The 23228-nt window shown below is 74.2% G+C and carries 22 protein-coding genes; 6 read left to right on the plus strand and 16 right to left on the minus strand.

Translation table 11 applies throughout. The annotated features are described in order from the left end of the window. Nucleotides 1-163: 163 nt before the first annotated feature. The 5 genes from JT721_RS17170 to JT721_RS17190 all read right to left on the minus strand — a co-directional run bounded on the left by JT721_RS17170 (nt 164) and on the right by JT721_RS17190 (nt 9533). A complete protein-coding gene (locus JT721_RS17170) occupies nt 164-1240 on the minus strand; it encodes an ABC transporter permease (protein ID WP_205474488.1) in 1077 nt (358 codons plus the stop codon). Next, nucleotides 1237-2136 carry an ABC transporter ATP-binding protein gene (locus JT721_RS17175; RefSeq protein ID WP_205474489.1) on the minus strand — a complete coding sequence of 300 codons (900 nt, stop codon included), beginning with the start codon at nt 2134-2136 and terminating at the stop codon, nt 1237-1239. Before JT721_RS17175 ends, JT721_RS17170 begins: the two co-directional genes overlap by 4 nt. A gap of 20 nt (nt 2137-2156) precedes the next feature. Further along, nucleotides 2157-3557 (minus strand): amidase, encoded by a 1401-nt coding sequence (locus JT721_RS17180; protein WP_205474490.1) that lies wholly within the window; start codon nt 3555-3557, stop codon nt 2157-2159. A gap of 62 nt (nt 3558-3619) precedes the next feature. Continuing rightward, a complete protein-coding gene (locus JT721_RS17185; RefSeq protein WP_307828109.1) occupies nt 3620-8500 on the minus strand; it encodes an NAD-glutamate dehydrogenase in 4881 nt (1626 codons plus the stop codon). Between the two features lie 223 nt (nt 8501-8723). Beyond that, nucleotides 8724-9533 carry a tryptophan 2,3-dioxygenase family protein gene (locus JT721_RS17190; RefSeq protein WP_205474491.1) on the minus strand — a complete coding sequence of 270 codons (810 nt, stop codon included), beginning with the start codon at nt 9531-9533 and terminating at the stop codon, nt 8724-8726. Nucleotides 9534-9669: 136 nt separating this feature from the next. Between JT721_RS17190 and JT721_RS17195 the strand changes: the two genes are divergently transcribed. Continuing rightward, on the plus strand, nt 9670-10152 hold the full coding sequence (locus JT721_RS17195; RefSeq protein WP_205474492.1) for a DUF2505 domain-containing protein: 483 nt from the start codon (nt 9670-9672) through the stop codon (nt 10150-10152). Nucleotides 10153-10168: 16 nt separating this feature from the next. On the opposite strand, the gene JT721_RS17200 is transcribed toward JT721_RS17195, so the two are convergent. From JT721_RS17200 to JT721_RS17210, 3 genes are read right to left on the minus strand one after another with little or no spacing between them, the layout of a single operon-like run. Then, nucleotides 10169-10372: a hypothetical protein gene (locus JT721_RS17200; protein WP_205474493.1), complete on the minus strand. Its 204-nt coding sequence runs from the start codon at nt 10370-10372 to the stop codon at nt 10169-10171. Nucleotides 10373-10399: 27 nt separating this feature from the next. Then, entirely contained in the window at nt 10400-10741 is a 342-nt protein-coding gene (locus tag JT721_RS17205) for a hypothetical protein (protein ID WP_205474494.1), read from the minus strand. Further along, complete coding sequence (locus JT721_RS17210; RefSeq protein ID WP_205474495.1) at nt 10738-12201, minus strand: wax ester/triacylglycerol synthase family O-acyltransferase; 1464 nt, start codon at nt 12199-12201, stop codon at nt 10738-10740. The genes JT721_RS17205 and JT721_RS17210 overlap by 4 nt, the downstream gene beginning before the upstream one ends. Before the next feature lie 163 nt (nt 12202-12364). Between JT721_RS17210 and JT721_RS17215 the strand changes: the two genes are divergently transcribed. Then, nucleotides 12365-12739 carry a hypothetical protein gene (locus JT721_RS17215; protein WP_205474496.1) on the plus strand — a complete coding sequence of 125 codons (375 nt, stop codon included), beginning with the start codon at nt 12365-12367 and terminating at the stop codon, nt 12737-12739. Nucleotides 12740-12742: 3 nt separating this feature from the next. Continuing rightward, complete coding sequence (locus JT721_RS17220) at nt 12743-14125, plus strand: hypothetical protein (RefSeq protein WP_205474497.1); 1383 nt, start codon at nt 12743-12745, stop codon at nt 14123-14125. Here JT721_RS17220 and JT721_RS17225 read toward each other — a convergent pair. Together JT721_RS17225 and JT721_RS17230 are read right to left on the minus strand one after the other, a co-directional pair. Further along, nucleotides 14088-15353 carry a hypothetical protein gene (locus JT721_RS17225; protein ID WP_205474498.1) on the minus strand — a complete coding sequence of 422 codons (1266 nt, stop codon included), beginning with the start codon at nt 15351-15353 and terminating at the stop codon, nt 14088-14090. The genes JT721_RS17220 and JT721_RS17225 overlap by 38 nt on opposite strands. 1 nt (nt 15354) lies before the next feature. Next, nucleotides 15355-16050, minus strand: coding sequence for a hypothetical protein (locus tag JT721_RS17230; protein WP_205474499.1), 696 nt, complete (start codon nt 16048-16050; stop codon nt 15355-15357). A 101-nt stretch (nt 16051-16151) separates the two neighbouring features. On the opposite strand from JT721_RS17230, the gene JT721_RS17235 reads away from it, so the two are divergent. Continuing rightward, on the plus strand, nt 16152-16400 hold the full coding sequence (locus JT721_RS17235; RefSeq protein WP_205474500.1) for a helix-turn-helix domain-containing protein: 249 nt from the start codon (nt 16152-16154) through the stop codon (nt 16398-16400). 18 nt (nt 16401-16418) lie between these two features. Here the strand turns inward: JT721_RS17235 and JT721_RS17240 are convergent, their stop codons facing one another. From JT721_RS17240 to sigE, 3 genes are all read right to left on the minus strand, one after another. Beyond that, nucleotides 16419-17771, minus strand: coding sequence for a S1C family serine protease (locus JT721_RS17240; protein ID WP_205474501.1), 1353 nt, complete (start codon nt 17769-17771; stop codon nt 16419-16421). A gap of 64 nt (nt 17772-17835) precedes the next feature. Then, a complete protein-coding gene (locus JT721_RS17245) occupies nt 17836-18270 on the minus strand; it encodes a hypothetical protein (protein WP_205474502.1) in 435 nt (144 codons plus the stop codon). Further along, complete coding sequence (gene sigE / locus JT721_RS17250; RefSeq protein WP_205474503.1) at nt 18267-18866, minus strand: RNA polymerase sigma factor SigE; 600 nt, start codon at nt 18864-18866, stop codon at nt 18267-18269. Before sigE ends, JT721_RS17245 begins: the two co-directional genes overlap by 4 nt. Nucleotides 18867-19026: 160 nt before the next feature. On the opposite strand from sigE, the gene JT721_RS17255 reads away from it, so the two are divergent. Beyond that, entirely contained in the window at nt 19027-19686 is a 660-nt protein-coding gene (locus JT721_RS17255; RefSeq protein ID WP_205474504.1) for an O-methyltransferase, read from the plus strand. Nucleotides 19687-19693: 7 nt separating this feature from the next. Here JT721_RS17255 and JT721_RS17260 read toward each other — a convergent pair whose 3' ends face one another. Both JT721_RS17260 and JT721_RS17265 read right to left on the minus strand, forming a co-directional pair. Next, entirely contained in the window at nt 19694-21253 is a 1560-nt protein-coding gene (locus tag JT721_RS17260; RefSeq protein WP_307828110.1) for a leucyl aminopeptidase family protein, read from the minus strand. 28 nt (nt 21254-21281) lie between these two features. Next, nucleotides 21282-21449: a DUF3117 domain-containing protein gene (locus tag JT721_RS17265; protein ID WP_082574674.1), complete on the minus strand. Its 168-nt coding sequence runs from the start codon at nt 21447-21449 to the stop codon at nt 21282-21284. Nucleotides 21450-21622: 173 nt separating this feature from the next. Here JT721_RS17265 and JT721_RS17270 point away from each other — a divergent pair, with 173 nt between their 5' ends. Continuing rightward, complete coding sequence (locus JT721_RS17270) at nt 21623-22429, plus strand: enoyl-CoA hydratase/isomerase family protein (protein WP_205474505.1); 807 nt, start codon at nt 21623-21625, stop codon at nt 22427-22429. A gap of 21 nt (nt 22430-22450) precedes the next feature. Here the strand turns inward: JT721_RS17270 and JT721_RS17275 are convergent. Further along, a partial coding sequence (locus tag JT721_RS17275) for a M14 family zinc carboxypeptidase (RefSeq protein ID WP_205474506.1) occupies nt 22451-23228 on the minus strand: 778 nt, incomplete at its 5' end.

Raw genomic sequence — 23228 nt, forward strand, 5'->3', positions numbered from 1 at the left:
CCGCGGCGGGGGTGCGAATCGACCGGAACCACGCAATTGCGTGGTTCCGGTCGATTCACCCGCCGCCAATTCGCCACAACTACGCGATCGAGCGATTCCGGTCGATTCACCCGCCGCCCAATCCCCCACAACCACGCGATCGAGCGATTCCGGTCGATTCGCCCTAGCTCGTCTCCCACCGGAAGAGCCGAGCGGCGACGAGCGTGACGACGACCGCGAACGCCGCCAGGATCCCCATCGGCAGCAGCGCGGCTGCGGGGCCCTGGCCGCGGACCATCACGTCGAGCATGCCGTCGTTGAGGTGACGCAGGGGCAGGGCCTGCGAGACGACCTGGAGCCAGCGGGGCGAGCCCTCGAGGGGGAAGAACGAGCCGCTGAGGAACGCCATCGGCAGCACCATGAAGTTGGCCGCGTTGACCGCCCCCTCGGTGGTGGTCGTGATCGCTCCGGCGAGCAGCCCGATCGACATGAAGCAGAGCGTGCCGATGACGACAAGCGGGATCGCCATCCACCACGAGCCGGTCAGCGTGAGACCGAACGCCGCGGCGCCCAGGCCCACGAAGATCGCCATCTGCACCAGCGCGATCCCCACCGTCACGGCCACCCGCGCGCCGACCACGGTGCGGGTCGAGACCGGGGCCAGCTGGAGGCGGCGCATCAGCTTCGACTGCCGCCAGCCCTGCAGCGTCGCGGCCGCGCCGAACGCCGCGCTCATCGCCACCGCCCAGCCGAGCAGCCCCGGGGTGACGTACTGGATGGTCTCCAGGGAGTCGTCCTCGACCTGCTCGGTGCTGAGCGAGAACCGCGGCGGCTGGCCCGACTGCGCGACGTTGGTGCCGTCGACGAACGCGCGCAGCGCGCCCTGGGTGATCGCGGCCTTGGTCGGGTCGGTCTGCGTGTAGTGGGCGACGAGCACGTCACCGCGCATCTCGATCGCCACGTCGGCGTCGCCCTTGCGGACCTCCTCGACGGCCTCGTCGAGGTCGTCGAGGCGGGACACCTCGAAGGTGTCGTCGAACGCCGCGCGCGCCGCTGGCGACAGCTCGTCGACCAGCGCGACGTCGCCGACCTGGATCAGGTCGACCTTCGACTGGCCCTGGCTGCCGAAGATGCCGCCGAACAGCACGAGGAACATCAGCGGGAAGATGATCGCGAAGAAGACCGAGGCCTTGTCGCGAAGGAAGCCCAGGACGATCGCCCGGCTCAGCGCGACGAACGGGCTGGTGCGGCCGGCGCTCATGCGCGGTACTCCCGCCCGGTCAGCGAGAGGAACACATCCTCGAGGGTGCCGGTCTGCACCCGCACGCCGTCGAGCAGGTCGCGCTCGGCGAGCGTGGCGACGACCCGGGCGGGTTCGCGGGTCGTGAGCACCACCCCGTCGGGCGCCTCGTCGGCGTCGGACACCCCGGCCAGCCCGCGCGCGTCGGCGACGTCGAGCTGACCCGGCGCGACGGTGATCCGGGTCGGGCTGTCGAGCCCGCGCACCAGCGCCGCGGGGGTGTCGAACTGCAGGATCCGGCCGGCGTCCATGATCGCGACCCGGTCGCAGAGCACCTCCGCCTCGTCCATGTAGTGGGTGGTGAGCACCACGGTGCGCCCGGAGTCGTTGAGCCCGGCGAGCAGGTCCCAGAGGTTGCGCCGGGCCTGCGGATCGAGCGCGGCGGTCGGCTCGTCCAGGAAGACCACGTCGGGGTCGTGCACCAGCGCACAGGCGATCGAGAGCCGCTGCGCCTGCCCGCCCGACAGGTCCTCGACCCGGGTGTCGACCTTGTCGACCAGCCCGACCCGCTCGAGCCAGTCGTCGGCCGCGGCGGTCGGCACCGAGTACAGCGAGGCGAAGGTGTGGATCTGCTCGCGGGCGGTCAGCCGCTCGAAGAACGACGACGCCTGCAGCTGGACGCCGATCCGCGGCAGCAGCCCGGCGTTGCGCGGCCAGACCTTCTCACCGAGCAGCTCGACGCTGCCGGAGTCGGGGCGGCGCAGGCCCTCGATGATCTCGAGGGTCGTGGTCTTGCCGGCCCCGTTGGGCCCGAGGATGCCGACGAACTCGCCCTCCCCCACCTCGAGGCTGACTCCGTCGACGGCACGCAGGGACCCGTAGGTCTTCACCACGTCGTGCACCGAGATGGCGGCCATGCGCGGCAACCTACCGAACCTCAGCGGGAGGCCGCGGCCACCTGGGGCCACGGGCGGGCGGCCTCGATCTGGGCCGAGAGCGAGAGCAGCGTGGTCTCCTCGTCGGTGCGCCCGACCAGCTGCACCGCCAGCGGCAGGCCGTCGGGGCCGAGGCCGGCGGGCACCGACGCGGCCGGGTTGCCGGCGACGTTCCACAGCGCGGCGTAGGCGATCGCCGGCATCGAGGCGAGCGCCGAGCGCACGGTGCCGCGCCCGTCGAGGATGCCGGTGCGCGGCGGCCGGTGCGCGATCGCCGGCGTGAGCAGCACGTCGACGTCCTGGAAGACCCGGTTGGCGCGGGCCGAGACCTGCTCGGTGTGCCGCAGCGCCCACTCGACGACCCGGGGCCCCACCCAGGAGCCCAGCCGGTAGGTCTCCCGGGTGCGCCGCTCGAGGCGCTCGGGGTGCTCGACCGCGTCGGCCTCGGCCCGGATGCCGGCGAAGAACTGGGGCACGAACGCCGCGGTGGGGTCGGGGTAGCGGGGGTCGACCTCGCGGACGTCGTGACCGAGGTCGGTGAGCAGGCGCGCGGTCTCCTCGACCGCCCGCACGTGCAGGGGGTCGGGCCGGACGCCGGGACTGACCGGCCGCACCGACCAGCCCACCCGCAGCCGGCCCGGCACGCGGCCGGCTGCCGTGACGAACGAGCCCCTCTCTCCGGCGGTGTAGAGGTCGCCCGGCAGGTTGCCGCGCACGGCGTCGTAGACGATCGCCGCGTCGAGGACGCTGCGGCTCAGCGGCCCGACCGTGCCGAGCGCCCACCACAGGTGCGGCTCCGGTGCGGTGGTGACCCGCCCGCGCTGTGGCTTGAGGCCGAACAACCCGCAGCAGGCGCTCGGGATCCGGATCGAGCCCCCGCCGTCGCCGCCGAGGCCCACCGGCACCATGCCCGAGGCGACCGCCGCCGCCGTGCCGCCGCTGGAGCCGCCCGGGCTGCGGGTGGGGTCCCACGGGTTGCGGGTCAGCCCCCGGCTGGTCGACTCGGTGTAGGGGAACGCCCCGAACTCCGGCATCGTCGTCTTCGCGACCACCACCGCCCCCGCGGCGCGCAGCCGGCGCACCACCTCGGAGTCGCGCGCCGCCGGCGTGCTGTTGGCCTCGCCGCCGAACGTCGTCACGGTGCCGGCGACCGCCAGCTCCTCCTTCACCACGACCGGCACGCCGTGCAGCGGCCCGAGCCGGGCGCCCGCGGCCTGCTCGGCGTCGCGGGCCTCGGCCTCGGCCCGGGCCTCCTGGGCGAGCAGCCGCGAGACCGCGTTGAGTGCCGGGTCCTGCTCGGCGATCCGGGCCAACGCCGCCTCGGTGGCGGCCCGGGCGGTCAGCTTGCCCCCGGCGACGAGGCGGGCGGTCTCGGCGACGCCGACGGTGCGCAGGTCTGACATGGGTCGTCAGGGTAGGGCGTCGGGGCCAGGATGGCTCCCCCGGCCCTCGTCCGCCTCCCTGCTCACAGCAGCCCGCGCACCACCCGCAGCCCGACCGAGAGCCGGGCCAGGTCGGTCTGGTCGTCGGCACAGATCTGCTGGAGCGTCTCGGCCGCCCGCCCCACCACGACCAGGTCGGAGTCCTCCCAGGCCGCGATCCGGGCCGCCGCCGACTCCTCCGGGCTGGTGCCGCGCAGCACCTGCGCGGTCAGCTGGGCGTGCACGGCGTGCAGGTCGTCGCGCAGGGCGGCGCGCGCCATCGTCTGCCACTTGTCCTCGCGTGGGAGCTGGACGATCTTCTGCAGCAGCATGGGCAGCCCGAGCCGCTCGCCGAGCGCGAAGTGCACCCGGGCCACGGCCGCGGGCTCGAGCCCGTCGGCGTGCGCCACGTCGACGATCCCCAGCAGCATGTACGACGGCGGCAGCACCGCCACCCGGGTGGCGAGGTCCTCCGCGACCCCCCGCTCGACGAGCCGGTCGCGGCGCTGCTCGAACGCCGCGAGCTCGCGGCCGCTCATCAGCTCGGGCAGCCGCAGCATGGTGCTGCGCACCGGCTCCGAGAACGCCTCCACCGTCGCCCGGCTGTCGAGCGGTGGACGCCGGGTCGTGACCAGCCAGCGCGAGGCCCGCTCGACCAGGGTGCGCATCTCGATGCGCATGCCGGTCTGCACCGAGGCGTCGAGCACGTTGTCGAGCCGGGCCAGCTCCTCGCGCAGCTCGAGGGAGCCGAAGATCTCGCGGGCCACGAAGTTGGCGCGGGTGAGCTCGGCCGCCGAGGCGCCGGTCTCGTCGGCCAGCCGCGGCCAGAACGTCATGCCGGCGCCGTTCACCAGGTCGTTGACCACCTGGGTCACGATGATCTGGCGTCGCAGCGGGTGCTCCTCGATCTGGTCGCGGAACCGCTCGCGCATCGGCGTCGGGAAGTAGCCCACCAGGTCGTCGGCGAGGTAGGGGTCGTCGGGAAGGTCGCCGGCCAGCAGCTCCTCGGCGAGGACGATCTTGGTCCAGGCCAGGAGCACCGACAGCTCGGGGGCCGTGAGCCCCTCGCCCCGGTCGAGCCGCTGCCGCACGGTCCGCGACGACGGCAGCCCCTCGACCTCGCGGTTGAGCACGCCACCGCGCTCGAGCCGCCGCATGAACTCCTCGTGCACGTGGAGCAGCGACGGGGCGTGGGCGGCGGCGTTGGCCAGGGCGAGGTTCTGCTCGTAGTTGTCGCGCAGCACCAGCTGGGCCACCTCGTCGGTCATCTCGGCCAGCAGGGCGTTGCGCTGCTTCTCGGTGAGGTCACCGGCGCGGACCACCTTGTCGAGCAGGATCTTGATGTTGACCTCGTGGTCGGAGGTGTCGACCCCGGCGGAGTTGTCGATGAAGTCGGTGTTGATCGCCCCGCCGCCGCCCTCCGGGCCGCCGCGCAGCGCGTACTCGATCCGCCCCGCCTGGGTGAGCCCGAGGTTGCCGCCCTCGCCCACGCAGTGGGCCCGCACCTGGTGGCCGTCGACCCGGATGGCGTCGTTGGCCTTGTCGCCCGCCGCCCCGTGGCTCTCCTCCTCGCTCTTGACGTAGGTGCCGATGCCGCCGTTCCACAGCAGGTCGACCGGCGCCTGGAGGATCGCGCGCATCAGCTCCGCCGGCGTCATGGTCGTGGTCGCGGGGTCGATGCCGAGGACCTCGCGCACCTGGTGGGTGAGCGTGATCTTCTTCAGCGACCGGCTGAACACACCGCCGCCCTCGGAGATCAGCGAGGTGTCGTAGTCGCGCCAGCTCGATTGCGGCAGCTCGAACAGCCGGCGCCGCTCGGCGTAGGAGGCCGCCGGGTCGGGCGCGGGGTCGAGGAAGATGTCGCGGTGGTCGAAGGCCGCCACCAGCCGGGTGTGCTCGGAGCGCAGCATCCCGTTGCCGAACACGTCGCCGGACATGTCTCCGATGCCGACCGCGGTGAAGTCCTCGGCCTGGCAGTCGATCCCGCGCTCGCGGAAGTGGCGCTCCACCGAGACCCACGCCCCGCGGGCGGTGATCCCCATCGCCTTGTGGTCGTAGCCCACCGAGCCGCCGCTCGCGAACGCGTCGCCGAGCCAGAAGCCGTAGTCGTGGGCCACGCCGTTGGCGATGTCGGAGAACGTCGCCGTCCCCTTGTCGGCGGCCACCACGAGGTAGGAGTCGTCACCGTCGTGACGCACCACCCGCGTCGGCGGCACGGTCTCGCCGTCGACGAGGTTGTCGGTGAGGTCGAGCAGCCCGGAGATGAAGGTCCGGTACGACGCCACCCCCTCGGCCAGCCAGGCCTCGCGATCCCCCGGGTCGGGCAGCTGCTTGCAGTAGAAGGCCCCCTTGGCCCCGACCGGCACGATCACGGTGTTCTTGACCATCTGCGCCTTGACCAGGCCCAGCACCTCGGTGCGGAAGTCGTCGCGCCGGTCCGACCAGCGCAGGCCGCCGCGCGCCACCGCGCCGAACCGCAGGTGCGAGCCCTCGACCCGCGGCGAGCAGACGAAGATCTCGTACCTCGGCCGCGGCTGGGGCAGGTCGGGGATCGCCGAGGGGTCGAGCTTGAACGACAGGTACGGCCGCACGGCGCCGTCGCGGCCGGGCTGGAAGTAGTTGGTGCGCAGGGTGGCGCGGACGTGGGTGAGGTAGGAGCGCAGGATCCGGTCGTGGTCGAGGCTGGCGACGTCGTCGAGGGCGCGCTCCACCTTCTCCTCGATCGCGCGCTCGCGCTCCTCGCTGTGCCGGTCGGGGTCGAACCTGGCCTCGAACAGCTCGACCAGCAGCCGGGTGATGTCGGCGTTGCTGCGCAGGGCCTCCTCGATGGAGTCCTGGGCGAACGGGCTGTTGCCCTGGCGCATGTACTTCGCGTAGGCCCGCAGCACCGAGACCTGCCGCCAGGTCAGGCCGACGCCGAGCACCAGCGCGTTGAAGCCGTCGGTCTCGCTCAGCCCGTCCCACGCGGCGCGCAGCGCGTCCTGGAAGAGGTCGCGGACCCCCTCGGGCATCGACCGGCCGGAGCGCAGGCCGAACTCGTAGACGTGCGAGCGCCGCTCGAGCCCCTCGAGCTCGTAGGGGCGCTCGTCGACCACCTCCACGCCCATCGAGGAGAGCATCGGCAGCACCTGTGACAGCGAGAGCGGGTCGCCGATGCGGAACACCTTGAGCCTGGCCTCACCGCGACCGGCGTCGAGCCGCTCGTACAGCGAGAGGTCGATGCCCTCGTCACCCGGGACCGCCTCCAGCCGGCCGAGGTCGGAGGCCGCGGTCCGGGGCGAGAAGTCCTCCTTGTAGGCCTCGGGGAACGAGTCGACGTAGCGACGACCCAACGTCGAGCCGACCTCCTCGCCGTACTCGGCGATGACCGCGTCGGTGAAGTCGTCGCTCCACGACCGCGACGCCTCGGCGAGCCGGCGCTCGAGGTCGGCGGTGTCGACGGTGCGCAGCACCCCGGTGTCGACCTGGCTGTCCTTGGCGAGGTGGACGACGAAGTGGACGCGCGCGGTGGTGGACTCGCTGATCCGCACCGTGAACTCGACCGACTCGCCGCCGAGCCGGTCCTGCAGGATGCGGGCGAACCGCTCGCGCACCGCGGTGTTGTAGCGGTCGCGCGGGAGGTAGACGAGCACGGAGACGTAGCGGCCGTAGGTGTCGCGGCGCAGGAACATCCGCACCGAGCGTCGCTCGCTGGCCTGCATCGCCCCGACCGCGATCCGGGCCAGGTCGTCGACGGGCGTGTGGAACAGCTCGTCGCGCGGGTAGGTCTCGAGCGTGTCGACCAGCGCCTTGCCCGCGTGGCTCTGCGGGTCGAAGCCGCTGCTGGTCAGCACCGCCTGCATCTTCTCGCGCAGCAACGGGATCCGGGCCAGCGACTCGGTGTAGGCCGCGCTGGAGAAGAGACCGAGGAACCGGCGCTCGCCGGACACCTCGCCGCTGGCGTCGAAGGTCTTAACGCCGACGTAGTCGAGGTACGCCGGGCGGTGCACCGTGGCGCGGGAGTTGGCCTTCGCCAGCACCAGCAGGGTCTTCTCGCGGGCCTTGGCCTTCACCGGCTCGGGCAGCCGCCCGAACGACTCCGAGCGCTCCTGGTCGAAGCGGAGGATGCCGAGGCCGGTGCCGGGCACGGCCCGCAGCACGTCGTCCTCCACGCCATCGATCAGGGCTCGCTCGAGCCGGTACTCGCGGTAACCCAGGAAGGTGAAGTGGCCGTCGGCCAGCCACTGGAGCAGCTCGGAGGACTGGCGCACCTCCTCCTCGGCCAGCGGCGGCGGGTCGGCGCGCAGCCCGGCGACCACCGCCTCGATCTGGGCCTGCATCTTCGACCAGTCCTCGACCGCCTCGCGGACGTCCTGGAGCACCCGCTGGATGTCGGCGACGATCGCCGCCGGGTCGTCGCCCTCACGCACCCGGCTGATCTCGACGTGCATCCACGACTCGCGCACGGCTCCGTCGGCCGGCGTCCGCGTCGCGTCGTTGACCGGCGCCAACGACTGCAGCTCGCCGGTGATGTCGCGCACCGCGTCGAAGAGCGGGTGGACGACGAGGTGGACCTCGCGCAGCTGCCGCGAGAGCTCCATGGTCAGCGAGTCGACGAGGAACGGCATGTCGTCGACGACGACCTCCACCACGGAGTGCCCGCTCGCGGACCAGCCGTGCTCGGCGGGGGTTGGCGTGAGCACCCGCACCTGGGCGGTCCCCTGCGGCCGGACGGAGGCCAGCCGGTGGTGGGAGGCGAGGGCACCGTAGACGTCGGCGTGGGAGCGCTCCGCGAGGTCCTCGGGGTCGACGTAGCGGTAGTAGCCCGTCAGTAGGTCGGCCACCTGGTCGTGGGGCGGTCCGCCGGTGCCCTTCCCGGCTCTCGCCAGCTCGGTTGCCCTGGCCAGGAGGTCGGCCTTGTCCGGAACGTGCGTCGTCGTTGACACGCTCCCGACCCTAGGCCCCGGGCTGGGCGGCTCCAAGCCGCGGGAGGGGTTACCGGCCAGTGTTCACCGGGCCGTGCTCCGGGGGCTCCTCGGCGACCCCGTCGTCGTCTCGCCGCGGTGGCCGGGGCGGCCCGGACCTCTCGGCCAGAACCTCGACTTCTCGGCCGGAGTTCTGGCCGACAAGTGGGGGTTTCCCCGGTGCACCGGGGAAACCGCGCCCCGGTCAGAGTCCGCTGCGCAACCGCCAGAGCAGCGGGTAGTACTGCAGCGGCAGCCGGGAGCGGAGGTAGCCGGCGCCGCTGGAGCCGCCGGTTCCGGACTTGCTGCCGATCATCCGCTCGACCATCACCACGTGCCGCGCCCGCCAGCCGGCGGCCAGCTCGTCGTGCTGGAGCAGCGCCTCCGACAGCGCCCAGAGCTCGGCGTGCCGCGACCGGTCGTGGGCGGCGCGTCGCAGCGACCCGAGCAGCTCCTCGTCGGTGTCGGCCGGCAGGCCCCGCGCACGGACCACGCCGACGAACGCGTCCCACAGGCTCGGCTCGGCCAGCCGGCGCGCGAGCCGCTCCCGCTCGTCGTCGGTCAGGCCGCGGAAGCGCTCGACGTAGCCGGGGTCCTTGGCGCCGGAGAGGAACTCCAGCTCGCGGAACTGCACCGACTGGAAGCCGCTGGCCGGCGCGAGTCGCTGGCGGAACTGCAGGAAGTCCTGCGGCGTCATCGTCTCCAGCACGTCGACCTGCTGCACCAGCAGCCGCTCGACCACGTGCACCCGCTGGAGGAGGTGCTGGGCCCACCACAGCCGCCCGTCCGTCATCGCCTCGCGGACGGCGGTCAGCTCGTGGAGCAGCTGCTTGAACCAGAGCTCGTAGACCTGGTGGATGGTGATGAACAGCAGCTCGTCGTGGGCAGGCGGGTCGGACTCGAGGTGCTGGCTGTCGAGCAGCTGCGGCAGCCGCAGGTAGCTGCCGTAGGTCAGCTGCGCCCCCTGCTCGCCGAAGCCGACGAAGCCCTCCTCGCTCGCCCCGGGGTCACCCATGCCCGCCAACCTAGCCCGGCCGGTGAGCCGGCGGGCCGTCGACCGCGAGGCTCCCGTCGGGGCAGGCACCTCCTCTGGCACGATCACCCTGCAGCCGGCCCGGGGTCGGCATCGCCCACCTGAGAGGGAGAGACCGATGGCGAAGACGATCACCCACGACCTCGTCTACGACGCGCCGCTGGAGCGGGTCGCGGCGATGCTCGCCGACCCGGCGTTCCGCGAGGAGGTCTGCGACTTCCAGGGCGTGCTGCGGCGCACGGTCACGATCACCGACGAGGCCGACGGCCGCCACGTCACCATCGACCAGGTGCAGCCGGCGGCCGGGATCCCGTCGTTCGCGGCCAGGTTCGTCGGCGACGAGATCAACATCGTGCAGAAGGAGATCTGGCACTCCGACGCCGACGCCGACATCTTCGTGGAGATCCCCGGCAAGCCCGGCGACATGAAGGGCGGCGCCCGGCTGGTCGAGAACGGCGGCACCACCACCGAGACCGTGACCCTGACGGTCAAGGTCGGGATCCCGCTGGTGGGCGGGAAGATCGAGGGGCTGATCGCCGAGATGCTGGTCAAGGCCCTGCGCGCCGAGAACAAGGTCGGCGTCTCCTGGCTGCTGCGCTGAGGTCGGCCGCCCCGCGTCAGCCGCGCGGCTCGCGCTCCTCGGCCACCACCCGGTCGCGCCGCTCCTCGGCGCGGTCCTGCCGGCGGCGCCAGGCGACCACCAGCCCCAGCACCACGAACGGACCGAACGCCAGCAGCAGCGTGAGCGCGCGCTCGTAGGCGTGCATCGGACCCAGGTGCCACGCGACCGCGTGGACCAGGAGCAGGGACGAGGGCTCCACGACGTCCACGGTAGTCGCGGGCCCGGGTCACAGGAGGTGGGGGACCTCCTGGGTGGCGTACCACGCGAGGTCGTCGTCGGGGTCCGCGCCGGCGGGCCGGTCCTCGGGGTCCGCGTGCACGGCGACCACGTCGGCCAGGTCGACGGCGGCGTCCTCGTCGTCGACCTCGGCGACCACCACCGCCCGGCGGCCCGCGCCGCCGTCGAGCAGCGTGGCGGAGGCGGCGGCGGCGGCCATCAGCGCGGCGTACTCGCCGTCCTCGCTGTCGTCGGGGGCGACGAAGCGCTCGGCGCTCGCGGGCAGGCCGCGCGCCTCGAGCAGCTCGGCGAGCCCGGCGACCGTGGTCGGCAGGTAGATCCGCGCGGTCACGAGCGGCTGGGCTTCCGGGCGGGGCCGGCCGGCTTCTTCCGCCCGCGCGGCACCTTGGGGCGGGCGCCCGTGGCCGTGTCGAGCAGCTCCACCAGCGCCTCGTCGATGCACTGGCCCAGCACGTCGGCGTCGGGCACCAGGTCGCGGTCGGCGGTGATGCCGTACATCACCCAGCCGTCGTACGACGTCACCCCGATCGCCAGGGCCTGCCCGGGGAGCAGCGGCGGGACGGGGTAGGTGCCGACCATCCGCGCGCCCGCGGCGAAGAGAGGGGTCTGCGGCCCGGGCACGTTGGTGATCGGGATGGAGAAGCCGCGGCGCAGCTCGGCCGCCGCCACCCGCGACCCGATCGCGTGGAAGGTCGCCGGCGCGAAGCCGGCGAGTGAGGCGAGCCGGCTGGCGGCGACGCCGCGGCCGCCCTCCTTGTGGGCGAGGAACGAGTACGACACCTGGTGCAGGCGCACGACCGGGCTGGCCTCGCCGATCGGCAGGTCCACGAAGTGAGGGGCGATCTGGGTGCCGAGCGAGGTCGCCTCGAGCTCGGGGTCGATCACCGAGACCGGCACCACGGCACGCACGGTGCGCAGCCCGGCCAGCGACTCCGAGCGGGTCATCAGCCAGGCGCGCAGCCCGCCGGCGACCGTGGCGAGGATGGCGTCGTTGATGCTGCCGCCGTGGGCCTGCTGGATCGTCTTGTAGGACTCGAACGGCGTGCGCACCGCGACCACCCGGCGGTGCTGGGAGAGCTCGCCCGAGATCGGGGTGCCGCGCTCGGGGCGGCGCCCGGCCAGGCCGCTGACGACCCGGCGGCTGCCGCGGGCCATCCCCTCGGCGGTGCGCAGCAGGCTGCTGGTGGCGCTGGTGAGGGTGCCGAACGCCGTCTCGGGGTCGGTCAGGTTGTCGCGCACCGCCCCGCCGACCAGCCCGAGCGCCGAGGGCCGCCCGCGCGGCCGCCAGGTGTCGTCGTCGGGGTCGAGTCGCGGCTCGGGCGAGGAGTCCAGGAGCACCTGGCCGAGGTCGACGGTCTCGACGCCGTCGACCAGCGCCTGGTGGGTCTTGTGCAGCAGCGCCACCCGGCCCTCGGCGAGCCCCTCGACGACGTACATCTCCCACAGCGGGCGGTGCCGGTCGAGCGGGCGGTTCACGATCCGGGAGACGAGCTCGCGCAGCTGGTCGAGCGTGCCCGGGCGCGGCAGCGCGGAGCGACGCACGTGGTAGGCGAGGTCGAAGTGGGGGTCGTCGACCCAGACCGGGTTGGCCAGTCCGCCGGGCACCCACTGCACCCGCTGGCGGTAGCGCGGGACGAAGGACAGCCGGTCCTCGACCAGCGCCAGCAGCCGGTCGAAGGCGAAGCCGGACTCGCCCGGCTCGAAGATCTCGACCGTCGCGTTGTGCCGGGGCGTCGATGGGGTCTCCTCGGCCAGGAAGGCCAGGTCCCGCGGCCGCAGCCGCTCGCTCATCGGCATAGCCCTTCGTCCCCGGGGACGGCCCACTGCCACCCCGCTTTGTCGTCCGTGCGATTCTGGCAGAGGCGTGGACGCCTTCCGGGACCCACGTTCCACCGCGCCTGAGAGCACGTATCAACGTGCCGACATCGTTGCACGACTGACGAGGAGCAGCCTGATGCGCCGAGTGCTGGTGACCCTGACGGTCGCGGTGCTGACCCTGGCCGCGGCCACCGCCTGCGGCGACGACGAGCCCGCCCCGCCGGCCGGCGGTGACGGCGGCACGGCGGAGACCAAGACCATCGAGATCACCTTCGACCAGGGCACGGTGACCCCGAGCGGCGAGCGGGTCGAGGTGGCGGTCGGCCAGCCCATCGAGCTGGTCGTGACCGCCGACGTCGCCGGCGAGCTGCACGTCCACTCCACACCCGAGCAGGAGCTGGCCTACGGCGCCGGCACCTCCACGCTGCCGCTGACCATCGACCAGCCCGGCGTCGTGGAGGTCGAGTCGCACGACCTGGACCAGGTCGTCGTCCAGCTCGAAGTGTCCTGACCCGTGCTCGGCCAGTGGGTCTCGGCTCACGGACTCGGTGGTGCCAAGGACCTCCCGATCCCGACCGAGCTCGCTATCGCGGGCGCGGTCGCGGCGCTGACGGTCTCGTTCACGGTCCTGGCGGTCGCCTGGCGGACCCCGCGCTACGACGCAGCCACGAGTGGCCGGCCCGCGCCGGCGTTCCTCGCCCGGCTGGTCGACGCCCCGGCGTTCCGCCTGGCGCTACGGGCGATCGGCCTGCTCGGCTTCGCCTACGTCGCGATGGTCGCGGTCCTCGGCGAGGACCTGCTCACCAACCCCGTCTTCGGGATGTTCTACGTGTGGTGGTGGGTCGGGCTGGTCCCGCTGTCGTTGCTCTTCGGCCCGGTGTGGCGCTCGATCAGCCCGGTGCGCAGCATCAACGAGCTCTTCGCCCGGGTCGCCGGCACCGACCCCGAGCGCGGGATGTTCGACTACCCCGCGCGGCTCGGCTACTGGCCGGCGGCCGTGGGGCTGTTCGCCTTCGTGTGGATGGAGCTGGTCTACCCCTACTCCACCGAGCTCGGGCCGGTGCGGCTGTGGCTCGCGGCGTACGTCGCGATCATGCTCATCGGCGGCGCGGTGTTCGGCAACACCTTCTACGAGAGGGCCGACCCGTTCGAGGTCTACTCCAGCCTGGTCGCCCGGCTGTCGCTGTGGGGCCGCCGCGACGGCGTGCTGCTCGTGCGCAGCCCGCTGGCCAACCTCGACTCCCTCCAGCCGGCCCCCGGCCTGGTCGCCGTGGTCGCGGTGCTGTTCGGCTCCACCGGCTTCGACTCCTTCAAGGAGTCGCCGCCCTGGGTGCGGTTCGTGCAGACCAACGGCTGGGTGACCTCCCACGACAACGGCCCCAACCTCGCCAACAACGTGGCCCTGCTGGTGTTCTGCGTCGGCGTCGGGCTGGTGCTGGCCATCGGCACCATGCTCACCGGGGTCGAGGACGACGGGGACGGCGCCGGCCGCTCCGGGCCGTTGCGCTGGGTGCGCCGCCGGCTGCACCTGCCCGCCCAGTTCGCCCACTCGATCGTGCCGATCATCGTCGGCTACATCGTGGCCCACTACCTCACCTACCTGATCGAGGTCGGGCAGGCGACGCTGATCCAGGTCAGCGACCCGTTCAGCCGCGGCGACGACTGGTTCGGCACCGGCGACTGGTCGGTGAACTACTGGTTCAGCTACCACCCCACGCTGCTGGCCAACATCAAGGTCGGCGCGGTCGTGCTGGGGCACGTGGTCGCGGTGGTCGCGGCGCACGACCGGGCGATCCGGCTGCTGCCGCGGCGCCACCAGCTCACCGGCCAGCTCTCGCTGCTGGTCGCGATGGTCGGCTTCACGATCGGCGGGCTCTACCTGCTGTTCGCCGCCTGACCCGGGCGACCGGCTCGTCGGGAGCCGGCGGCACCAGCCCGGCGGCCAGCGCCCCCAGGGCGGTCGCCAGAGGTCGCTCGGGCGCGGCCTCGACCAGCGTGCGGCCGGTGACCAGAGCCCGGTCGCAGGAGGCGACGTCGTCGGGCAGGAACCACACCTCCTGTGGCCGGGCGTAGCGCGCCACCAGCGCCGCGACCTCGCGCTCGCCCCAGGCGACACCCGGCCGCATCCGGTTCACGACCACGTGCACCGGACGGCCCCCGGTGAGATCGGCCAGGTCGGCCAGCCCGCGGGCCAGCCGGGCCAGGCCCACCGGGTCGGGCGTGCCGACGACGACCAGGTCGTCGGCGGCGTCGATCGCGGCCAGGGTGAGCTGGTTGCGGCCGGGGCGGCCGGCCAGGTCGGCACCCGGGTCGTCCTCCAGGGAGAAGCCGGTGTCGACCACCACCGTGCCACGGCGGCGGGCGGTGCCGAGGATCGCCTCGGCCGCCCCCGGACGCAGCTCCGCCCACCGGTCGGCGCGCGGCAGCCCGGTCACCACGCCGAGGTGGCCGCCCAGCGATCGCTCCACGCTCGCGAACCGCTCGGCCAGCAGGCCGGAGCCGGCCAGCCGGGCCGCGGAGAGCAGCCCGGACACCTCGTCGAGGATGCCGAGCGCCTGTCCGACGGTGCCGCCCCACGGGTCGGCGTCGAGCAGCAGGGTGCGCCGGCGGCGCCGGGCCAGCTCGGCGGCCAGCCCGAGGGCGACGGTGGTGCGCCCCGGAGCGCCGGCCGGTCCCCAGACGGTGACGACCCGCCCCGGCCCGTCCGCGTCGGGGTCGCGGGTGGGTTCGGCCGGGACCGTGGCCGCGGTCGGGCCTGGAGCCGGCTGGTCGGCGGCGAGCAGGGCGTCGGGCAGCGCGTCGAGGCCGCCCTCGGTGACGACCGCCGCCACGCCGATGCGGGCGGCCCGGAGCCGGCCCGCCTCCTCGGCGTCGTCGGCGACCACGCCCACGGCCCGGACACCGTGGTGCCGCAGCAGGTCGGTGGCGGCGGCGTCGAGACCGGTGGCGGCGAGGTCGACCGCGGCGGCCCCGGCCTGCCCGGAGGCGGCCGTGGCGAGCAGGTCGGCGACGTCGACGCAGCGCTTGAGGACCACCAGCCGCGGGTGGGCGCCGAGCCGGGCCAGCGCGGCGCTCTCCCAACGGGCGCCCGCGGCGAGCACCAGGACGACGACCTTGTCGGCCATGTCAGTCGCGGCGGACGACGGTCAGGCTCGGCGTGTCGACGTCACCGAGCAGCGTGAAGAACGCGGCCGCGTCGTCCTCGGGCACCGCGACCACGAGCTGGCGGCGACCGCCGGCGCCGAACCCCGCGTCGGCCGGCGGCGCCTCGAGCACCGCCACCCCGGCCAGCGCGGGGCCGGCGTCGCCCCCGGGTCGGCGCTGCGCGCTCGGCGCCGCCACGACGTAGACGTCGACGACGGCGCCGGGACGCACCGAGCCGGGCACCAGCTCGGGCTCGACCGACAGCGGCACGTGGACCAGACCGCTGCCGCCCGCCGAGCCCACCGCACCGCGGGGCAGCAGCTCGCCGGCGTCGAGGGGCCGGTCGACCTCGAGGTCGGCGGGCAGCTCGTCGTCGACGGTGAAGTAGGAGTCGACGGCCCCGGCGTCGGCGAAATGGACCCGCTCGGCGACCAGGTCGGACTCGGTCAGCTCGTGCCCGGCGGCGACGTCGCCGGCCAGCGACCAGACCTGCACGGTGTCGTCGGCAGCGGCCAGCAGCCGGGCCCCGCCGACCACCGAGGCGGCGACGATAGCGACGCCCAGCCAGAGCCTCGGGTCGCGCCACCCTGGTCTCGCCGTGCGCAGCGCGGGCGGTGCGGACGCCGGCCCGTTGGTGGGTGGGGACGGCGGCAGGGAGGTCCCGAGAGAAGTGACCACCCCGACATGATGCAGGTCCGCGGGCGCAGCGTCACGCGCTCGTCCACAGGGTCCCGGCCCGGGGTCGGCCGGAGGTCGGCCCGGGGTGCGACGATGGACCCATGGCCGACCAGCCGCGGTTCCTCACCCTCGCCGACGTGGCCGAGGTGCTCAACACCTCCAGCGCCCAGGTCTACGCCCTGGTGCGCCGGGGCGAGCTGCCGGCGATCAAGATCGGCGGGCGCGGCCAGTGGCGGGTGGAGGCCAGCCGGCTGGAGGACTACATCCAGCAGGCCTACGCCGAGACCGCCGAGTTCGTCGCCTCGCACCCGTTCGTCGAGCCGGAACAGCCGGTCCAGCAGGAGGGCTGAGCGCAGGGGCTGGGCTGCTCAGCCCACCTCGGAGTCGAGCTCGATGTCCAGCACCCGCTCCTCGCCGTCACGCAGCACGGTGAACTCGAGCGTCTCGCCGCCCTGGTGGGTGCGGATCGCCACGATCAGCTGGATGCCGTCGGAGATCCGCTCGTCCTCGAGCCGCACCACGACGTCGCCCTTCTCGAGGCCGGCGGCCTCGGCCGGGGAGTCCTCGACGACCTCCTGGATCTGGGCGCCGTCGCCGTCGCGCTGGCCGGTGACGACCTGCGCGCCGATGACGGGGTAGGTCGCCTCGCCGGTGCGCAGGATCTGGTCGGCGGTGATCCGCACCTGCTCGACCGGGATCGCGAACCCGACGCCGATGTTGCCCGACTCGCCGCCGCCCAGGCCGCCGCCGGTGGTGGCGATCGCCGAGTTGACCCCCACGACCTCGCCGAGGAGGTTCACGAGCGGGCCGCCGGAGTTGCCGGGGTTGATGGCGGCGTCGGTCTGCACCGCACTGATGTACGACGCGTCGTTCTCCGCGTCGCCGGTGGTGACCGGGCGCTGCAGCGCGCTGACGATGCCGGCGGTCACGGTGGAGCTCAGGCCCAGCGGCGACCCGATGGCCACCACCGACTCGCCCACGCGGAGCCGGCGCGAGGCGCCGAGCGCCGCGGGCTGGAGCTCCTTGGCGTCCTCGGAGTAGAGGACCGCGAGGTCGTAGACCGGGCTGCGGCCGACGATCGTGGCGTCGTAGCGGTTGCCCTCCTCGTCGACGACCTGGATCGCCCCGTCGTCCTCGGCCGCGGAGGCGACCACGTGGTTGTTGGTGACGACGTGGCCCTGCCGGTCGAGCACGAAGCCCGAGCCGGTCGCTCCCCCGGCCTCGCCGTTGAGCTCGGCGCGGATCTGGACGGTGCTCGGGAGCAGCTCCTGGGCGACCGCGGCCACCGAGGCGGTGTCGGCGTCGAGGGGCGGCAGCTCGGCGGTGTCGACGTCGCCGAGGCCGCCGGCGACGGTGCCGGCGCGCGGCCCCTCGTCGTCGACCCGGTCGTAGAGCGCGCTGCCGGCGAACCCGCCACCGAGGCCGAGCACCAGGGCCAGCGCGGCCACCGCGGGGACCCGCCACCCACGGCGGCGGCGGACGTGCGGGCGCGGCGCGGCGGGCAGCAGCCGGGTCTGGTCGGTCTGGCCGGGCGGCCCGGGCGGGATCCAGGCGGGCGGCAACGACGAGGTAGCCGACGAGGGAGCCGACGAGGGAGCCGACGAGGGAGCCGGGGGCAGGGTGGGCGGCGCGCTCGGGCGGGGACCCAGCACGGGCTGGGTCGGCTCGGGCTCGGCGATCGGTCCGGGTCCGGGCGACGCCGGCTGCTGCTCGTCGTTCACGCGCCCATCCTCCCCGAGGCACCCAACCCCGGCCACATCCGGCCGGCTCCGAGGCGGTGCCGGCTCAGGGCTCCTGGCGGCGCTGCGGACCGACCAGCCCGGCCGGCGCCGGCGTCGGCACCGAGACCGTGGGCGCGCGGCGGTCGAGGGTGGGTGCGTCGGCGGGCGCGGCACCGAGGGCCAGCACGCCCATCACCGCGGCACCGACCGCGCCACCGCCGAGGGCGACCATGGCCGCCCGCCGGGGCCGGTGCTCCTGGTGGAGCGCGAGGTACACGTCGCCGGGTGGGAGCCCGAGCAGCGAGCCCTTGAGGTGGGCGGGGGCGCCGCCGCAGTCGAGGGACAGCCCGGTCAGCCGGGTCTTGACCCAGCCCTCGCGCTCGACGAGGTCGCGGCACTGGTGGCAGGTGTGGACGTGCGCCCAGGCGCGCTCCTCCTCCTCGCAGCCCATCTGTCCGTCGAGGAGGGCGCTCACCCGGGTGCCGAGGTGCCCGATCATCCGCGTCCCTGCACGGCGATCGGCCCGGTGGCCGGGCCGGAGTAGCGCACCCGGCCGGCGGTGGGCGCCCGGTGGGCGAGCGCGGTGCGCAGCATCGCCCGGCCGCGGTGGATCCGGGAGCGCACGGTGCCGATCTTGGCGCCGAGGATCTGCGCGATCTCCTCGTAGGAGAGGCCCTCGACGTCGCAGAGCACCACCGCGGCGCGGAAGTCCGGCGGCAGGGTCGCGAGCGCGCGCTCGACGTCGTCGTCGAACTGCTGGTCGGCGAAGGCCAGGTCGGGGGCCGGGGTCGCGGCGGTCAGCCGGTCGGCCCGCTCGTCGGAGAGCGCATCGAAGCGGATCCGCTGCTTGCGGCGGGCCTGGTCGAGGAAGAGGTTCGTGGTGATCCGGTGCAGCCAGCCCTCGAAGGTGCCGGGCGTGTAGGTCGACAGCGAGCGGAAGACCCGGACGAAGACCTCCTGGGTGAGGTCCTCGGCGTCGTGGCGGTTGCCGGTGAGTCGGTAGGCCAGCCGGTACACGCGGTCGGAGTGGCGCTCGACGACCTCGTCCCACGTGGGCACGCCCTCGGTGGGCGGCTGCTCCTGCGGTCGGCTCATCTCACGTCTCCCTGCCCCGAACACTCTGCTGACCTCCCTGAACCTAGGTCTCGTGCCTGAGGAAACCCTGTGAGCGGTGAACGAACGGCGCCCCGGTGGTGTTCCCGCCGTGCCAGCCGAGGTCCGCGGCGCCGCGACCGCACCGCGATACCTTGACCCCATGCCGAACCCGACCCCGGTCAGCGCCGACAGCTGGAGGTACGCCGAGGACTTCGTCGTCGAGGACGAGGTGCTCACCTCGGCCCGCGCCCGCGCCGAGGAGGTGGGGGTCGTGGCCATCGGCTCCGGCACCGGCGCCGTGCTGCGCTTCCTCGCCTCGGTGCTCGACGCGCGGGCGGTCGTCGAGGTCGGCACCGGCACCGGCGTCTCGGGTCTCTGGCTGCTGCGCGGCATGCGCGAGGACGGCGTGCTCACCACCGTCGACATCGAGACCGAGCACCAGCGCCTGGCTCGCGAGACCTTCGTCGAGGCCGGCATCCCCAACCAGCGCGCCCGGACCATCGCCGGGGCCGCCCTCGACGTGCTGCCCCGGCTCACCGACGCCCACTACGACCTGGTGTTCGTCGACGGCGACAAGGCCGAGTACAGCGCCTGCCTGCGCGAGGCCGTCCGGCTGCTGCGCCCCGGCGGCGTCGTGGCCTTCGACAACGCCCTGTGGCACGACCGGGTGGCCGACCCCGCGCAGCGCGACCACGAGACCGTCGCGATCCGCGACCTGGGCCGCGAGGTTCAGGCCCACGACGACCTGGTGCCGGTGCTGCTGCCCGTCGGCGACGGCCTGCTGGTCGCCAAGAAGGAGTGGGCGCCCGACCCGGAGTGAGGCCGGCTCAGCCGCCGACGCCCGCCAGCGGCTCGGGTCCGCCGAGCCACTCCAGCAGCAGCCGGGCACCGAAGCCGGTGGGTCCGGTGGTCCACTCGTGGCTGTCGGCCGGCGCGTCGCCCACCGAGGCGACGTCGAGGTGGGCCCAGGGCACGTCGCCCACGAACGCGCGCAGGAACAGCGCCGAGGTGATCGCCCCCGGCCCGCCGGCCGCGTTGTCGGCGTCGGCGACCTTCGAGGACAGCTTGTCGGCGTAGCTGTCGCTGAGCGGGAAGCGCCACAGCGCCTCGCCCGAGGCGTGGCCGGCGCCGTCGAGGGCGGCGGCCAGCACGTCGTCGGTGGCGAACAGGCCGCCGACCTGCTGGCCCAGCGCGACCTTGATCGCGCCGGTGAGCGTGGCGACGTCGACGATCGCGGCGGGCTTGAGCCGGTCGACGGCGTAGGCGAGCGCGTCGGCGAGCACCAGCCGCCCCTCGGCGTCGGTGTTGGTGACCTCGCTGGTGCGGCCGCCGTAGTGGCGGATCACGTCGCCGGGCCGCAGCGCGTCGCCGTCGACGGCGTTCTCGGCCGCGGCCACCAGCCCCACGACCCGCACCGGGCAGCCGACGCGGCGCAGCGCGCCCAGGGTCGCGATCACGACCGCGCCCCCGGTCATGTCGCGCTTCATCGTCGCCATCGCCTCGCCGGGCTTGATCGAGAGGCCGCCGCTGTCGAAGGTGATGCCCTTGCCCACCAGCACCACGGTCGGCGTCCGGCGGGTGGCCTTCTCGGGCGTGTAGTCGAGCCGCACCAGCCGGGGCTCGCTGGCCGAGGCTCGGCCGACGGCGAGCAGCCCGCCGAAACCGCCCTTCTCGAGCGCGGCCTGGTCCCACTCACGGAAGTCGAGCCCCGCCTGCTCGGCCACCAGCCGGGCCTGCCCGGCGAGCCAGGGCGGGTCCTTGAGGTTGGAGGGGACGGTCGCGAGGGTGCGCGAGAGCCAGGCCGCACCGCCGATCGCGACGGCGGAGTCGAGGACGTCGCGGTCGGCGTCGGGGTCGAGGCCGGTGAGCACCAGGCTGGCCGGCGGGCAGCCCTCGGGCGGCCCGGAGCGCCACTGGAACGAGAACGCGCCAAGCATCGCCCCGGCCACGAAGGGTCGCAGCGCGGTCGCGGGGTCGAGCGACGGGATCGCAGTGGCCACCGCCCGCCGGTCGCGGGCGGCCCGGGCCAGCGCCGCACCGGCACGCCGGAAGTCGGTCGCGGTCTGCGCGCCGACGCCGACGAGCAGCACCCAGCGCAGGTCGGCGTTGTCGGGCCCGCCCAGGGGGACGGGCACCGCGGTCACCTGGCCGGTGCGACCGGTCGCGGCGTCGAGCTCGAGCACGGACAGCAGGTCGAGGCCGAGTCGGTCGCCCACCTCCTCGGCGCCGGGGCCGAGGAGCACGCGCGCCTCGTCGCCGTCGGCAGGGTCGGCGGGCAGCACCGGGAGCGCCACCACGTCGACCCCCGGGACGGCGTGCGGCAGCAGCGGGCTGAGCGCGAGCTGGGGTGGGGTGACCCGGGACGGGAGGGCGGCCTGTCGCGCCACGGACGTCAGCGGCTGACCGGGCGGCCGATCACCCGACGACGTCCTTGAGGGCGTCACCGAGCGCGCCGGCTTCCTCGGCGTTGAGCTCCACCACGAGGCGGCCACCGCCTTCGAGAGGGACGCGCATCACGATGCCGCGGCCTTCCTTGGTGACCTCCAGGGGACCGTCACCGGTCCGGGGCTTCATCGCCGCCATGCGGCACCTCGACTTTCTCGCCGTTCCAGGGCCCGCCCGAGGACAGGGCAGTGCGGGCCGATCTGGGTCCAGTATCCCCTATCGCACCCACCTGCGCCGACCGCAGCCACCGAACCGGGGGTCGACGGGCCGGGTGCGGCCCTCCGGCGTCGGGGTCGGGCAGACTGCCCCCCATGACCGAGACCCCCTCGACCGGCCCGGTGACCTACACCCTCGTCGACGGCGTCGGCACCATCACGCTGTCGCGTCCCGAGGCGATGAACAGCCTCGACGTGGCCACCAAGGAGCTGCTGCGCGACACCGTGCAGCAGGTCGCCGACGACCCCGCGGTCCGCTGCGTGGTGCTCACCGGCTCCGGCCGCGCGTTCTGCACCGGCCAGGACCTCAAGGAGCACATCCGGATCCTGGAGAGCTCGTCGTCGGACCAGCTCTTCCGCACCGTCGAGGAGCACTACAACCCGATCGTCAGCGCCCTGGCCTCGATGCCGAAGCCGGTGATCGCGGCGGTCAACGGTGTCGCGGCGGGCGCCGGGGCGAGCCTGGCCTTCGCCTGCGACCTGCGGGTGGTGGCCGACACGGCCGGCTTCAACCTGGCGTTCGCGAACGTCGCGCTCTCGTGCGACACCGGTGCCAGCTGGACCCTGCAGCGGCTGGTCGGGCCGGCCCGCGCGCTGGAGCTGCTCTACTTCCCCCGCACGATCAGCGCCACGGAGGCACTCGAGCTCGGGCTCGCCACCCAGGTGGTCGCGGCCGACCAGCTCGAGGCGACCGTCGGGCGGCTGGCCGCCCGCCTGGCCGAGGGCCCCACGGTCGCGCTGGGCGCGATGCGGCGCTCGGTCTGGTACGCCGGGGCGCACACCTTCGAGGAGTCGCTGGCCTTCGAGGGCGAGCGGATGACCGAGACCGGCGCCACCGCCGACCACCGCGCCGCGGTCGCAGCGTTCGTCGCCAAGGAGAAGCCGGCCTTCGAGGGGCGCTGAGGGAGGCTGGGCCGGTGCCGGTCAGTCCCGGTCGCCCGCCCGCCAGGCGCGGAAGACCCGCAGCACCCGGCCCGGCGCGACCTGCGTCATCAGCCGCCGCGAGGGGCGGGCGCCGTACTCCACGGTGAGGGCGGCGCCGCGGAACCGGGCGTTGTACCAGCTCGTCATGGTGCCGTGGCAGACCCCGCCGCAGGTCAGCGAGCGGCGCGGCAGCCGCAGCACCCGGGCCACCCGACGCGCGAACGTCGGGCTCTTGGTGTCGGTGTCGACGCCGTGCAGCGGCTGGTGGAAGCTGAGCAGCCGGTCGGGTCGGACGTCGCGGAGGAAGCGCATCACGGCCCGGGTCTCGGGCTCCGAGCCGGGGCGCGGACCGGACTCGTAGCGCCCGTCGAGGTCGGCCCAGCGGTGCGGGAAGTTGCGGTTGAGGTCGACGCCGCGGGCGTTCCTGCGGGTGCCGCGGGCCAACCCGTCGGGGTTGACGACCGGCACCACCCACAGGTCGATCCCGTGGATGCGCCGGCCGTCGCGCAGGGCGGCGAGGATCCGTCGGGTGGCCGGTTCGTCGCCGTGCATGGTCGAGAGCAGCACCACCCGGGGCTTGCCGCGGTCGGGTACCCCGAGGTGCCAGGCGCGGATCGGCCGGCCGCGGACGCTGCGGCCGATCGTGCGCACCTCGAGCACGGCCTCGCCCCGTGGCGCCGGTGCGGCCCCGGCGGCGGTGCCGGCGGCGGTGCTGGCGGGCGCCGGCGAGCCGGTCGCCGTGCCCGGCGCGATCGCCGCGAGCAGGCCGGCGACCAGG

The organism is Nocardioides sp. SYSU D00038, from assembly GCF_016924665.1.
Lineage (GTDB): Bacteria > Actinomycetota > Actinomycetes > Propionibacteriales > Nocardioidaceae > Nocardioides.

Bases quoted from the DNA above. Each gene is read 5' to 3' on its own strand.
- JT721_RS17170 (WP_205474488.1), bottom strand. From the start codon at position 1,240: ATGAGCGCCGGCCGCACCAGCCCGTTCGTCGCGCTGAGCCGGGCGATC.
- JT721_RS17175 (WP_205474489.1), bottom strand. From the start codon at position 2,136: ATGGCCGCCATCTCGGTGCACGACGTGGTGAAGACCTACGGGTCCCTG.
- JT721_RS17180 (WP_205474490.1), bottom strand. From the start codon at position 3,557: ATGTCAGACCTGCGCACCGTCGGCGTCGCCGAGACCGCCCGCCTCGTC.
- JT721_RS17190 (WP_205474491.1), bottom strand. From the start codon at position 9,533: ATGGGTGACCCCGGGGCGAGCGAGGAGGGCTTCGTCGGCTTCGGCGAG.
- JT721_RS17195 (WP_205474492.1), top strand. From the start codon at position 9,670: ATGGCGAAGACGATCACCCACGACCTCGTCTACGACGCGCCGCTGGAG.
- JT721_RS17210 (WP_205474495.1), bottom strand. From the start codon at position 12,201: ATGAGCGAGCGGCTGCGGCCGCGGGACCTGGCCTTCCTGGCCGAGGAG.
- JT721_RS17215 (WP_205474496.1), top strand. From the start codon at position 12,365: ATGCGCCGAGTGCTGGTGACCCTGACGGTCGCGGTGCTGACCCTGGCC.
- JT721_RS17225 (WP_205474498.1), bottom strand. From the start codon at position 15,353: ATGGCCGACAAGGTCGTCGTCCTGGTGCTCGCCGCGGGCGCCCGTTGG.
- JT721_RS17235 (WP_205474500.1), top strand. From the start codon at position 16,152: ATGGCCGACCAGCCGCGGTTCCTCACCCTCGCCGACGTGGCCGAGGTG.
- JT721_RS17245 (WP_205474502.1), bottom strand. From the start codon at position 18,270: ATGATCGGGCACCTCGGCACCCGGGTGAGCGCCCTCCTCGACGGACAG.
- sigE (WP_205474503.1), bottom strand. From the start codon at position 18,866: ATGAGCCGACCGCAGGAGCAGCCGCCCACCGAGGGCGTGCCCACGTGG.
- JT721_RS17255 (WP_205474504.1), top strand. From the start codon at position 19,027: ATGCCGAACCCGACCCCGGTCAGCGCCGACAGCTGGAGGTACGCCGAG.
- JT721_RS17265 (WP_082574674.1), bottom strand. From the start codon at position 21,449: ATGGCGGCGATGAAGCCCCGGACCGGTGACGGTCCCCTGGAGGTCACC.
- JT721_RS17270 (WP_205474505.1), top strand. From the start codon at position 21,623: ATGACCGAGACCCCCTCGACCGGCCCGGTGACCTACACCCTCGTCGAC.